At 39.5% G+C, this 12,838-nt stretch carries 15 protein-coding genes; 14 read left to right on the forward strand and 1 reads right to left on the reverse strand.

The genetic code is table 11. The annotated features are described in order from the left end of the window. Positions 1–28 precede the first annotated feature (28 nt). From prsW to fni, 9 genes are all read left to right on the forward strand, one after another. Positions 29–721: a glutamic-type intramembrane protease PrsW gene (gene prsW, locus AC3WR0_RS16220; RefSeq protein WP_492553282.1), complete on the forward strand. Its 693-nt coding sequence runs from the start codon at positions 29–31 to the stop codon at positions 719–721. Between the two features lie 109 nt (positions 722–830). Next, positions 831–1,556: a spore cortex-lytic enzyme gene (sleB, locus tag AC3WR0_RS16225; RefSeq protein WP_492553316.1), complete on the forward strand. Its 726-nt coding sequence runs from the start codon at positions 831–833 to the stop codon at positions 1,554–1,556. A 14-nt stretch (positions 1,557–1,570) separates the two neighbouring features. After that, positions 1,571–2,908, forward strand: coding sequence for a germination protein YpeB (gene ypeB, locus AC3WR0_RS16230; protein ID WP_492553283.1), 1,338 nt, complete (start codon positions 1,571–1,573; stop codon positions 2,906–2,908). 89 nt (positions 2,909–2,997) lie between these two features. Continuing rightward, complete coding sequence (locus AC3WR0_RS16235; protein ID WP_492553284.1) at positions 2,998–3,660, forward strand: flagellar brake protein; 663 nt, start codon at positions 2,998–3,000, stop codon at positions 3,658–3,660. Between the two features lie 68 nt (positions 3,661–3,728). Beyond that, positions 3,729–3,920 (forward strand): DUF5359 family protein, encoded by a 192-nt coding sequence (locus AC3WR0_RS16240; protein ID WP_027323804.1) that lies wholly within the window; start codon positions 3,729–3,731, stop codon positions 3,918–3,920. A 356-nt stretch (positions 3,921–4,276) separates the two neighbouring features. Then, positions 4,277–4,951, forward strand: coding sequence for a (d)CMP kinase (gene cmk / locus AC3WR0_RS16245; protein ID WP_492553285.1), 675 nt, complete (start codon positions 4,277–4,279; stop codon positions 4,949–4,951). Between the two features lie 2 nt (positions 4,952–4,953). After that, positions 4,954–5,547, forward strand: coding sequence for a lysophospholipid acyltransferase family protein (locus AC3WR0_RS16250; protein WP_492553286.1), 594 nt, complete (start codon positions 4,954–4,956; stop codon positions 5,545–5,547). Between the two features lie 152 nt (positions 5,548–5,699). Continuing rightward, complete coding sequence (gene rpsA / locus AC3WR0_RS16255) at positions 5,700–6,839, forward strand: 30S ribosomal protein S1 (protein ID WP_492553287.1); 1,140 nt, start codon at positions 5,700–5,702, stop codon at positions 6,837–6,839. A 12-nt stretch (positions 6,840–6,851) separates the two neighbouring features. Continuing rightward, positions 6,852–7,913 (forward strand): type 2 isopentenyl-diphosphate Delta-isomerase, encoded by a 1,062-nt coding sequence (gene fni, locus AC3WR0_RS16260; RefSeq protein WP_492553288.1) that lies wholly within the window; start codon positions 6,852–6,854, stop codon positions 7,911–7,913. A gap of 94 nt (positions 7,914–8,007) precedes the next feature. Here the strand turns inward: fni and AC3WR0_RS16265 are convergent, their stop codons facing one another. Further along, positions 8,008–8,154, reverse strand: coding sequence for a YpzI family protein (locus tag AC3WR0_RS16265; RefSeq protein ID WP_492553289.1), 147 nt, complete (start codon positions 8,152–8,154; stop codon positions 8,008–8,010). A gap of 107 nt (positions 8,155–8,261) precedes the next feature. Between AC3WR0_RS16265 and AC3WR0_RS16270 the strand changes: the two genes are divergently transcribed. From AC3WR0_RS16270 to AC3WR0_RS16290, 5 genes are all read left to right on the forward strand, one after another. Continuing rightward, positions 8,262–8,876: a YphA family membrane protein gene (locus AC3WR0_RS16270; RefSeq protein ID WP_492553290.1), complete on the forward strand. Its 615-nt coding sequence runs from the start codon at positions 8,262–8,264 to the stop codon at positions 8,874–8,876. A 190-nt stretch (positions 8,877–9,066) separates the two neighbouring features. Next, the gene (gene der, locus AC3WR0_RS16275) at positions 9,067–10,377 is read left to right on the forward strand and encodes a ribosome biogenesis GTPase Der (RefSeq protein ID WP_027323810.1); all 1,311 of its coding nucleotides are present in this window, start codon (positions 9,067–9,069) and stop codon (positions 10,375–10,377) included. A gap of 25 nt (positions 10,378–10,402) precedes the next feature. Beyond that, positions 10,403–11,458 (forward strand): NAD(P)H-dependent glycerol-3-phosphate dehydrogenase, encoded by a 1,056-nt coding sequence (locus AC3WR0_RS16280; RefSeq protein ID WP_492553291.1) that lies wholly within the window; start codon positions 10,403–10,405, stop codon positions 11,456–11,458. Between the two features lie 335 nt (positions 11,459–11,793). After that, on the forward strand, positions 11,794–11,979 hold the full coding sequence (locus AC3WR0_RS16285; RefSeq protein ID WP_027323812.1) for a DUF2768 domain-containing protein: 186 nt from the start codon (positions 11,794–11,796) through the stop codon (positions 11,977–11,979). Between the two features lie 32 nt (positions 11,980–12,011). Continuing rightward, positions 12,012–12,734, forward strand: a complete 723-nt coding sequence (locus AC3WR0_RS16290) for a YphF family lipoprotein (RefSeq protein ID WP_492553292.1) — start codon at positions 12,012–12,014, stop codon at positions 12,732–12,734. The last annotated feature ends 104 nt before the right edge of the window (positions 12,735–12,838 follow it).

Here is a 12,838-nt window from a genome sequence, read left to right on the forward strand (position 1 = left end):
TTAATAAAGCTAGAAAAGAGGACGATACATGCTGGGGATATTTTCTGCCGGTATTGCACCGGGTTTGGCCTTGTTAAGTTACTTTTATTTAAAAGATGAATATGACGCCGAGCCGGTTTCTGTTGTTTTCAGAACTTTTCTTTATGGTGCTTTGCTCGTCTTCCCAATAATGTTTATTCAGCATGTCCTTGATACGGAAAATATTATTCAGTCAGAATGGATTCATGCCTTTCTTAATTCTGGCTTTTTAGAAGAATTTTTTAAATGGTTTATTTTATTTTATGCAGTGTATCAGCATGTTGCCTTTGATGAACCTTTTGATGGAATTGTATATGGTGCAGCTGTTTCTCTTGGGTTTGCGACATCAGAAAATATTTTCTATCTTGTTGCAAACGGAGTAGAACATGCCATAGGCAGAGCTCTGCTCCCGGTTTCCAGTCATGCGTTATTTGGTGTCATTATGGGATTTTATTTAGGCAAAGGAAAATTCACAGAAGGCTCGAAAGCAAAATGGATTATTCTCTCTTTGGGTTTGCCAATACTTCTTCATGGTTTTTATGATTATATCTTGATATCTCAGGAAAACTGGTTGATGGCTATTTTCCCTTTTATGATATTCCTTTGGTGGCTTGGTCTGAAAAAAGTAAAAATGGCTAAAGTATTAAGCGCAAAGCATTTTAAAAAACAATACAGAATACAAAAAAGAACTCTCCATTCCTGATGGAGAGTTTTTTCGTGCGAATAAAATCCCTATGTTTACAAAAAATAGGTTTACTAATAAAAGATTTACATCCGGGGGTTTGAAATCCATGAAAAAGAAAAAATACCAGATGAAACGACGTTTAATCATCCTGCTCTGCTTTTTAACCTTAATGCCGCTCTCGGCAACAAACACCTTTGCTTTCACCGGTCAGGTGATTCAGCGGGGAGCTGTTGGTGATGATGTTATTGAGCTTCAATCCCGTCTTGGGTACCTTGGTTTTTTCCGTGGAAAAATTGATGGGGTCTTTGGCTGGAGCACTTATTGGGCCCTTAGGAATTTTCAAGACAAGTTTGGGCTTCCGGTTGATGGGTTTGCAGGAGCAACAACCAAGGTGAAGTTAGTTAAAGCTTCGAAATATAATTATACAGGAGGGAAAACGGCGGCAAAAAAGGTATCCAGGCCTAGAAAAACTACAGCAGCCATCACACCGAATGGGTTCTCACAAAATGAGATTCAGCTTATGGCCAATGCGGTACATGGTGAATCGAGGGGGGAGCCGTACACAGGCCAGGTAGCTGTGGCAGCCGTTATTCTCAATAGGGTAGAAAGTTCCAATTTTCCTAATACAGTATCCGGGGTTATTTTTGAACCTGGGGCATTTACTGCAGTTGCGGATGGTCAAATATGGCTTACACCTAATGCAACCTCCAAAAAAGCAGTGCTGGATGCTATCAATGGCTGGGATCCGACAGGAAGTGCCCTTTATTATTTTAATCCTGCAACTGCTACCAGTTCATGGATTTGGGGAAGACCACAAATTAAGAAAATTGGAAAACACATATTCTGTAAATAAAGGGGTGAACGAATTTGTTTAGAGGAATATTGATTGCATTTTTAACATTGGGTGCAGTAGGACTGGGATTTTGGGGGTATCAGGAGCACAGGGAGAAGAATGCTGTTCTGATTAACGCAGAAAATAGCTATCAGAGGGCTTTTCATGATCTCTCATATCAGGTGGATTTGCTCCATGACAAAATTGGAACTACACTCGCCATGAATTCGCGAAGTTCCCTTTCTCCAGCCCTGGCGGAGGTCTGGAGAATTACCTCACAGGCACATAGTGATGTTGGACAGCTTCCGCTTTCGCTATTGCCATTTAATAAAACAGAAGAGTTTCTATCCAATATCGGAAACTTTAGCTATAAGACCGCAGTCCGCGATTTGGATAAAGAACCTTTATCACAAAAGGAGTATGAGACACTTAAAGTACTTTATAAGCAATCTGGTGATATTCAGGGGGAACTTAGGAAAACTCAAAATTTGGTTCTTAAAAACAACCTGCGGTGGATGGATGTTGAGCTTGCCCTGGCATCCGGAAGAGAAAAAACTGATAATACGATAATAGATGGTTTTAAAACCGTTGAAAAAACTGTTTCAGGATACGATGAAACCGATTTCGGCCCCACTTTTACAAATTTGCAAAAAAAAGATGAAAATTTTAAAAAGCTAAAAGGCCGGAAAATTTCCTCCCGTGAGGCAGCTGCGAAAGCAAGAAAATTTATGAATTTTGATGGGGATGCTAGACTGAAGGTAACAGATAACGGAAATGGCTCTGATTATGGTTTTTACAGTGTGTCACTAAAGAACAGAAAATCTGGGCAGGAAGCCAGTATGGATATCACTAAGAGAGGCGGATATCCAATCTGGTTTATCACCTCACGAGCTGTGAAAAAGCAAAAATTAAGCTTAAACGAAGCTGGAATCAAGGCAGCTGCGTTTTTAAAGAATAATGGCTATAAAAATATGGAGGTTTTTGAAAGCAGCCAATATGACAACGTGGGAGTATTTGATTTTGTCACTTCCCAAAATAATATTAGAATTTATCCAGAATCAATAAAGCTTAAAATAGCTTTGGATGATGGAAGTATCATTGGTTTATCTGCAGAGGATTACCTGAAAAGCCATCAGGACCGAAAACTTTCCTCACCTGTCCTATCAAAGGAAGACGCAAGGAAAAAGGTGAATCCCAAGCTTAAAGTGATGGAAGAAAGGCTTGCGGTCATTGTGAACGATTTAAATGAGGAAGTTCTATGCTATGAACTGCTGGGAACACTAGGAAATGACAGTTACAGGATATTTGTAAATGCAAAAACAGGTGTTGAAGAACAAGTAGAGAAATTAAAAAATGCGGAATCAGTTCTTTAGGAAAAGCAAGATTTGCTTTTCCTTTTTCTTTTAATAGGTATAATAAAATTACAAGGTTTTCCTTATATAGAAAAAGGAAGGTTTTTTAAGTGATACAAATTGGAGATGTGTTGACACTCGAGCCTCGGGAGAATGAAAAATTCGAAAGATATAAATGTAAGGTTGTGGATATAAGGGGAAACGATATTTTGATCGACTACCCGATTAGTCTAAAAAGTAACCGGAGCGTTTTTCTACTCGATGGTTCACAGCTAAAGGCAACGTTTGTAGGACCAGACGGTTCCTCAGTATATTTATTTGAGACAGAAATAAAAGGAAAATTAAAGCAAAATATTCCTATGCTTATCCTTTCCTATCCAGGTACAGACCACTTAATAAAAATTCAGAGAAGACAGTTTGTAAGGGTTGAGGCTGCTATTGATGCTGCATTACACCCTTTAAACGATGAATTTATCCCCTTGACTGCACTCACAGATGATATAAGTGCAGGAGGAGCAGCTGTTCTTGTTCCTGAGTCTTTAGAAGTGAAACAAGGGCTGAACCTGATGGTCTGGCTTGTCGTTCCGTTCCAAAATGGAGAATATCATTATATGAAACTGCCAAGCAGAATCATTAGGGTAATTCCCCATAACGAAATCAGAAAAAAACTATCAATTCAGTTTTCTGATATTTCCAGCCATGAGAGACAAATTCTTTTACGCCTCTGTTTTGAAAAACAGCTGGGAATGAAGAAAAAAGGGCTTACGACATAAAAACAGAATAATTTCAACTTCACCTTCCAATACTAAATATAAAACGTAAATAAGGGCAGGTGGGGAGCTTGAAAAGGGTTGAGAGAATCCTAATTAAGCTTGTAGTTATTCAACTGTTTTTTCTCCTATTTTTTCAGCTTGTTTTTCACCGTTTCGGAGTATTTCCGGAAATAAATCCATTAACAAGATATGAAGGGGTCAGCGGAACTACATATACGGAGATTTTAGAAGTAATAAGCCAAAAAAATTCAGGAAAGTAGCCAGCAGGCATAAGCCTGCTTCTTTTTTATGCAAAAGGTTCTGTTAAAGGTTGTTGAGTAGAAAAACGGCTAGCAGGGCCTATTCAGCGAGGCTTTGCTTTGCTACAAGATAAGCTTCGCAGGCTTACGGAGACCCCACAGACCCTCACAGACACCCGTCGTACAACTCACAGGAGTCTCGGGAACCGCTCGAGGAGAGCGTTTTGAGCGCAAATTAATTAGCAATTCAGCAACGCAAAAATGAAATTAGTCTTTTTGAAAGATGCTTATAATTTAAAATACTAAAATAAAAGAGCAATTAATTTAATTATGGTAAAATAAAAGGAAGACAACTAGTGTAGGTTTCAGGAGGATTTATGGAAAAGAAAATATCTATCGCAATTGATGGACCAGCTGCTGCAGGAAAAAGTACGGTAGCTAAAATAGTAGCAGAGAAATTAACATATGTATACATTGACACAGGTGCCATGTACCGTGCATTAACCTATAAAGCTGTCCAGCATAATCTGGATTTGGAAGATCAAGAGGCACTTTATCACACCCTTTTAAATTCAGAAATTCGGCTTATTCCATCAGATAATGGCCAGCTGGTTTATTTGGACGGAAATGATGTTACATTAGAAATTCGTTCTCCCGAAGTTACAAACTCTGTTTCAATTGTTTCTATGCACAAAGATGTGAGAGTAGAAATGGTTCGCCGGCAGCAGCAATTTGCCGTGGATGGCGGTGTAGTAATGGATGGACGTGATATCGGCACCCATGTTCTCCCAAATGCCGAAGTAAAGATTTTTATGCTGGCAAGTGTGGAAGAACGAGCAGAACGCAGGCATACCGAGAATATACAAAAAGGCATTCCCTCCAATCTTGAGAAGTTAAAGGAGGAAATTGCCTACCGGGATAAGCTTGATTCCGAGCGGGAGGTTGCACCTTTACGAAAAGCAGAAGACGCAATCGTTATTGACACAACTTCAATGGAAATTATGGATGTTGTACAAAAAATTATGGATCTTGTGGGTGAAAGGATCGGTTAAGCATGACATTTTACACATTTGCCAGGTCAGTGGTAAAGTCGATTTTAAAGCCAATGTACCGAATAGAGATTCTTGGAAAAGAGCGGATGCCACAAAGTGGCGGAGTGCTGCTTTGCAGTAATCATATTGATAACTTTGATCCTTTGGTGGTAGGAGTTACCGCTCCAAGGCCGGTAAGTTTTATGGCTAAAGAGGAATTGTTTAAGATGCCTGTTTTGGGAAATATTGTGAGAAAATGTAACGCTTTCCCAGTAAAAAGGGGAATGAGTGACAGGGAAGCATTAAGAAAAGGTTTGTCTGTTTTAAAGGATGGAAATGTTTTAGGATTGTTTCCAGAGGGAACAAGAAGCAAGACAGGAGAACTCGGAAAAGGATTGGCAGGTGCAGGTTTTTTTGCGCTGAGATCCAATGCCGCCGTTTTGCCTTGTGCTGTAATTGGTCCTTATAAAACTTTTGGCAGGCTGACAGTGGTTTACGGTAATCCTATTAACATGGATGAATTGCGGGATAGAAAAGCTTCAGCCGAAGAAGTAACCGATATTATTATGCTGGAAATCAGAAAGCTTATAGATGAACAAAGACAGGTTTCCGCTTGACAAAATTAGCTATTTGTAAGAAGTTATTAAAAAGAACTGTTTTTTGAATATTCTTAGTTTCTATCATTCTCAGGTTAATATGCGGTGAATGTCAGGCATTCGCCACATGATATATAATTTATGTGCAGTCAATGGATTAAGGAGGAGTACATATGACAGAGGATATGAATCAATTCGAAGTGAACAATTTTGAAGTAGGCGACAGAGTAACTGGACAAGTTACTAAGGTGGAAGAAAAACAAGTTTTGGTCGCTGTTCCAGCTAGTAAGCTGGATGGAATTATCCCTATTAGTGAGCTTTCCAGCCTTCATGTTGAGAAGGCTTCCGATGCGGTTGCGGAGGGTGATGAACTGGAGCTAGAAGTATTAAAGGTGGAAGAAGAAGCACTTATTCTATCCAAAAGAAAAGTAGATGCCGAAAAGGCATGGGATAAACTGGAAGATAAATTCAAGAGCGGGGAAGTATTTCAAGCAGAGGTTAAAGATGTCGTAAAAGGCGGCCTCGTAGTAGATCTCGGCGTCCGTGGATTTGTTCCTGCTTCCCTTGTTGAATCTTTCTTTGTTGAAGACTTTTCTGATTATAAAGGAAAGCAGCTTTCTTTTAAGATTGTTGAACTTGATAAAGAAAAAAATCGTCTGATTCTTTCCCACCGTGCGGTTGTGGAAGAGGAAAAAGGAAAACAGAAACTGAACATTCTTGATTCCCTGCAGCCAGGACAGGTTTTGGAAGGTACAGTCCAACGAATTACAGACTTTGGAGCATTTGTGGACATTGGCGGGATTGACGGACTTGTACACATTTCTCAATTATCATATGAACATGTTGAAAAGCCATCTGATGTTGTGGCAGAAGGCCAAAAGGTTCAAGTAAAGGTGTTAAATGTAGACAGGGATAATGAAAGAATCTCTTTATCCATTAAAGAAACCCTGCCTGGACCGTGGGAAAGCATTTCTGATAAAGCACCAAAAGGAAGCACACTAGACGGAACTGTTAAAAGACTAGTATCCTATGGTGCATTTGTTGAAGTTTTCCCTGGAGTGGAAGGATTAGTCCATATTTCACAAATTGCACATAAACATATCGGAACACCACATGAAGTACTAAAAGAAGGACAGGAAGTCAAAGTAAAGGTTTTGGATGTAAATGAGAAAGACCAGCGTTTATCATTAAGCATCAAGGAACTTCTTGAAAAAGAGTATGATGATAACTTTGACTATGAACTTCCAGAAGAAACAAAAGGTTTCCAGCTTGGAGAAATGATTGGAGACAAACTTAAGAATCTGAAAAAATAATGGTGATCATCTTTGTCCAGATCAAAACGTAAATGGGATCATATCCGCTTCGCCCTTGAAGAGGGAGAAGAAAAATCCTCTGTCATGGAGGATATACAATATATCCATAATAGTTTACCTGATTCCAGAGTAGACAGTGTACGATTGGATCACTCAATTGGCGGACTTTATTTAAGTTCGCCAATTTTTATCAATGCGATGACAGGCGGCGGCGGTGAAAAGACGTATACGATTAATCGAGACCTTGCTGCAGCTGCAGCTGCAAAAGGCCTTGCAATGGCTGTAGGCTCTCAAATGGCAGCGCTCAGGGATAAAACGGAAAGAAAGACATATGAAGTAGTCCGTGAACAAAACCCTAACGGAATAATCTTAGCAAATCTCGGCAGCGAAGCATCCCCTGAACACGCAAAAGCAGCCATTGATATGATTGGTGCCGATGCTATTCAAATCCACTTAAATGTCATCCAGGAGCTGACTATGCCGGAGGGAGACAGGGATTTTACAGGTGCACTAGGGAGAATAGAGAGGATAGTAAACAAGGTAAATGTTCCTGTAATCATTAAAGAAACAGGCTTTGGAATAAGCCTCGAATCCGTAAGGCTTATTGAAGAAGCTGGCGTTTCGGCTATTGATATTGGCGGATACGGAGGAACAAACTTTGCCAGGATTGAAAATAAACGGAGGGAAAAACCACTTCCTTTTTTTAATCAATGGGGTAATCCCACTGCTGTTTCTATTATTGAGGCATCGAAAACATCCAAAAACCTCTCGATTATCGGTTCTGGCGGAATTCGCTCCAGCCTGGATATTGCAAAAGGGATTTCAATAGGAGCCGATGCGGTAGGAATGGCAGGTCCTTTCCTAAAAGTTCTCCTTAACCACGGTTTTGAAGTACTTCAGGAGTATATTGATTCCTTGCATGAGGATCTAACACTTATCATGACTGCCTTAGGGGCTCATACAATAAAAGAACTCCAACAGGTGCCATTAATTGTTTTAGGGAATACTCATCACTGGCTTGACCAAAGAGGATTTAACACTAAAGAATTTAGCCAGCGAAAGATTATAAGATAACAAAGAGGCAGTCCCGGATGGGGCTGCCTTTATCCGTAACTGTGTTTAAAGCTTTAATCCCTAGTTCTTTTCAATCGCTACTCCGATTATGTGTTTATAAGTCATATTTGGAGTCGTTTAGAGAACGTGCTTCTTCGGGACTTTGCAATTTGGTTGAACCGGGATAATGCAAAGCCTGGTCACGGTCTGACTCTACTCTTTTACTCGCTCTTAACTTTTTTTCCTGTCGATCCTTACCCAAATGAACACACCTCCTCTTTTTAAGATGGTTTATCGCTAAAAGATTATGCGGGGAGTATGAAGAACATATTTCCATCCCATAATGGAAATAATGGGAGGTGTGGAAAGTTGGACGGGTTGATGTTTTATTTTACATCCTGGTCGCTGTGGATTTATATTACTTTTATTATGAGAAAGGAAAATCCCTACCGCTTAAAATTGGCTGCAGGTATACTCATGACCATTATTTTAGCGGGGTTTCACGTGCCAATACGAGGTATTGGTATTGATATACAAGCAGGAGCGCTTTTTTCTCTTATTTTTTCATACAGTTTTTTAATGGGTGAAAAGAAACGAAGCATTTTTTATTTTTTAATTTGCTCCTATATCGTAACTCTTGGTTATGCCACCTTTCATATAGTAGAAGTATTTGATCCTGTTTTGGTAATTGTTAAAGAAAACTGGATGATTGCAGTACTAAGTACTTATTTAATTCTGTTGCTTCAGGGCACATTAAAGGGAAGAATCATTCTCCTTATAAGCGGAACGATGCAGGGAGAAATCCTATACGCCTTAATAGTAGAAAGGTATCCCTTTCCATATCAGGCAGGTTCATTCGCCTACCTTGACGTTTGTGCTTTGACGGCTGCTTTATTAATTGGCTGGAGCTGTCTTGAAAATGCCCGTTTGTATTTTGATACCTACTTTACGTACAATGAGAAGGACAAACAAAAGACATCCTAAGCGAAATCGAAGGAGCTTTTATATGTTTTCATTGCTACTGCTATTTAATATTTGATAAGATAATTAAAGTTAGCCCTTCTAAAGAATAAGAAGGGTTTCTTTTTCATTAATGATTTGATTGCTTTTATTTGTTAAAAATAACCCAAACCTTTAATAAATGAAAATAGCAATACTTGAAAGGGTGAATGTTATGGTAAAACCTGTCATAGCTATTGTAGGTAGGCCGAATGTAGGAAAATCAACAATATTTAACAGGATTGTTGGAGAAAGAATTTCAATTGTGGAAGATATCCCTGGTGTTACCCGGGACAGGATCTATAGTTCAGGTGAATGGCTTACACATGATTTTAATATCATTGATACAGGTGGAATTGATATAGGTGATGAACCATTTTTAGATCAAATTCGTCAGCAGGCTGAAATTGCAATCGATGAGGCGGATGTTATTATTTTCCTTACGAATGGACGGGAAGGTGTTACATCTGCAGACGAAGAGGTTGCAAAAATTTTGTATAAATCCCAAAAGCCTGTAGTTCTTGCTGTAAATAAAATTGATAATCCTGAAATGAAGGATCAAATTTATGACTTTTACGCACTTGGTTTTGGAGAGCCGTTTCCAATTTCCGGTTCACACGGAATAGGATTGGGTGATCTTCTGGATGAAGCTGCTAAGCACTTTCCAAAAAACAAACAGGGAGATTATGATGAGGATGTAATCAAATTTAGTTTAATTGGACGTCCGAACGTGGGAAAATCTTCATTAGTTAATGCCCTGTTAGGTGAAGAAAGGGTAATCGTAAGCAATATTGCTGGAACAACAAGGGATGCGGTTGATACTCCTTATACTTATAACGACCAGGAATACGTGATTATTGATACAGCCGGAATGAGGAAAAAGGGAAAAGTATATGAAAGCACGGAGAAATATAGTGTATTGAGGGCATTAAGAGCGATTGAACGTTCTGATGTTGTTCTTGTTGTTATTGATGGCGAGGAAGGCATCCTGGAACAGGATAAGAAAATTGCTGGCTATGCTCATGAAGCAGGGCGTGCAATTGTTATTGTGGTAAATAAATGGGATGCCGTTGAAAAAGACGAGAAGACCATGAAAGAATTTGAGCAAAATATCAGGGAACACTTTCAGTTTCTTTCTTATGCTCCTATTACTTTTCTATCTGCAAAAACAAAAAAACGTATTCATACCCTGCTCCCAATGATAAATATGGCAAGCGAAAATCATGCTATGCGCGTTCAAACCAATATCTTAAATGATGTAATTATGGATGCGGTAGCAATGAATCCGACGCCAACAGACAAAGGCAGAAGGCTTAAAATCTATTATGTAACTCAGGTAGCGATAAAGCCGCCAACCTTTGTTGTATTTGTTAATGAACCAGAACTATTGCATTTCTCCTATGAACGGTTCCTTGAAAATAGGATTAGAGATGCATTTGGATTTGAAGGGACGCCGATCAAATTATATGCTAGAGAGAGAAAATAAAATTTAAAAGGGGTTGTGAATCTAAATGCAGCAAAAAACCCAATCAATCGCAGTTATTGGTGCAGGCAGCTGGGGAACTGCGCTGGCAATGGTGCTGGCAGACAATGGCCATATGGTTAGGCTTTGGAGTCATAATGAAAGCCAGGTTCAAGAAATTAACCGCAGCCACACCAATCATAGATACTTGCCAGAAATAACAATGCCTGATTCGATTCTCGGGTATGCTTCATTGAAGGATGCGATGGAACAGATAGATACCGTTATTCTTGCTGTTCCTACAAAAGCAATCCGGGAGGTTCTCGAAAAATTAAGTATTGCTGCGGATCAGCCTTTAACCATTGTTCATGTATCAAAGGGAATCGAACCGGATTCCCTTATGCGGATATCGGAAATGATAGCTCAAGTTATGCCTTCTCCATTACTAAAGGATATTGTCGTACTGTCCGGTCCAAGCCATGCTGAGGAAGTCAGCCTGCGCCACCCAACTACTGTTACCGCTTCATCTGAAAATTTGGAAGCTGCTGAAAAGGTACAGGATTTGTTTATTAACAATAACTTTAGGGTTTATACCAATCCTGATGTTATTGGCGTAGAAATTGGCGGCGCATTAAAAAACATTATTGCTCTGGCCGCAGGGATAACGGATGGGCTGGGATATGGTGATAATGCAAAAGCAGCGCTCATTACCAGGGGATTGGCTGAAATTGCCCGGCTCGGGACAAAAATGGGCGCTAATCCGCTTACTTTTTCGGGATTGACTGGTATTGGCGATTTAATTGTCACTTGTACAAGCATTCACTCCCGTAACTGGAGGGCAGGAAACTTACTTGGTAAAGGCCAATCGCTGCAAGAGGTACTGGATAATATGGGAATGGTAGTTGAAGGAGTTAGAACTACCAAGGCTGCTTATCAGCTTGCACAAAAGTATGAAGTGGACATGCCAATTACCAATGCACTTTATGGAGTTCTATTCGAAGGGAAAAACCCGAAAGATGGGGTGGACGTTTTAATGGGACGTACTAGAACTAAGGAAATGGAAGACCTAACCAATATAATTGGTGAACGCCTAAACGAAGACTAAATAATTTTGCATATTTAAAAGATTTTTCAAGTCAATTGGGCATTTGAGGATGCGTTTTTCATGCGTTCTGCATACAATGCCACGAAGCAAACTGGTAAAATGGAACGTTTGAATGGGTAAATTAGTCTCAGGCCTGCAAAGGGAACTCGCCCCTCCCTCTTGCAGGCTTTTTTTAATTTTACTTGAAATGTTCTTTTGAGATAACACTTCATCTTCGAAAAATTATGCTATAAGAGCTTAAAAAGCAGTTTTCGCTAGAATGCTCTTTTTTTTTTCTTTTTCCTGACATTGTTTCCTGTGATATAATAACTCTCGGAAAAAAGGGGGAGTTTCTATTGTCACCAGCCATGTTAAAAATGTGGGTATCCTTTGCCGGTATGGCATTCATGTTTCTTGCTATTATCTTAATACTTTTCAGCAGACATAAATTAAAAGGAACTGTTCGAATCATTACTGCCATCGTTGCCTATGCTTTTATGATTTTATCGGGTATCATCATGTTCGTAACCATTTTTGCCTGATTTAGGCATACATACAGTTAAAGGATGATTTTATGAAAAAGAGTTATCTTGCCATTGCTTTTGCCTTAATTCTAATGCTATTATCGGGCTGTGCTTATCCTCAGGAGGAACTTGCCAAAAATCAAACACCCTATCAGGATCAGCTGAAAGCGGTCCAAACGGCAGTAGATTCATACCGTAAAGACAATGGGGGAATGCTGCCGATTGTAACAAAGGACGTTAACACACCTCTTTACCAGCGCTATCCTGTGGATTTTAAAAAGATTTCACCCAGGTATATAGCAGATCCTCCGGGAAATGCTTTTGAAAATGGCGGTGTTTTTCAATATGTTCTCGTAAACGAAGAGACTAAGCCTGAGGTTAAACTATTCGACCTGAGAGTCGCGGATACGATACGGGAGCTTAGACTGAAGATTAAGATGGACGGGTACCCGCCATTTAAAAAAGTAATCGCATCTGATGTCTATTCTCTTGATTATAAAAAGATGGGCTATAAACAGCCTCCTATGGCTTTAAGCCCCTTTACCCAAAAGAAACTGCCGATGGTTATTTCCGGGGAAGGGGAAATTTATATCGATTATAGAAATGATTTAAAGGCAGCCATAAAAAACATTGGTTTATCAGGATATAAACCTGGAGATGATATACGGCCGCTTCTTGTGAATAACTCCATGTTCGTGCCTGCATATTCGGTGCCTTATACATTTGATGCTGTCACAAAAGAGCCTGTTTTTTTGGAGAAAAAGAATAAATAGAGTCAGCCTATGTGGATTTAGTCATAACCCTTTTCCTATGAAATATATTGTAGGAGAAGGGTTTTTTTTATGGGAAATACAGAGGCTGCTGCATTGCAGAGCTA

The organism is Neobacillus sp. FW104-15D2, from assembly GCF_058790155.1.

Bases quoted from the DNA above. Each gene is read 5' to 3' on its own strand.
- prsW (WP_492553282.1), top strand. From the start codon at position 29: ATGCTGGGGATATTTTCTGCCGGTATTGCACCGGGTTTGGCCTTGTTA.
- sleB (WP_492553316.1), top strand. From the start codon at position 831: ATGAAACGACGTTTAATCATCCTGCTCTGCTTTTTAACCTTAATGCCG.
- cmk (WP_492553285.1), top strand. From the start codon at position 4,277: ATGGAAAAGAAAATATCTATCGCAATTGATGGACCAGCTGCTGCAGGA.
- AC3WR0_RS16250 (WP_492553286.1), top strand. From the start codon at position 4,954: ATGACATTTTACACATTTGCCAGGTCAGTGGTAAAGTCGATTTTAAAG.
- rpsA (WP_492553287.1), top strand. From the start codon at position 5,700: ATGACAGAGGATATGAATCAATTCGAAGTGAACAATTTTGAAGTAGGC.
- der (WP_027323810.1), top strand. From the start codon at position 9,067: ATGGTAAAACCTGTCATAGCTATTGTAGGTAGGCCGAATGTAGGAAAA.
- AC3WR0_RS16280 (WP_492553291.1), top strand. From the start codon at position 10,403: ATGCAGCAAAAAACCCAATCAATCGCAGTTATTGGTGCAGGCAGCTGG.
- AC3WR0_RS16290 (WP_492553292.1), top strand. From the start codon at position 12,012: ATGAAAAAGAGTTATCTTGCCATTGCTTTTGCCTTAATTCTAATGCTA.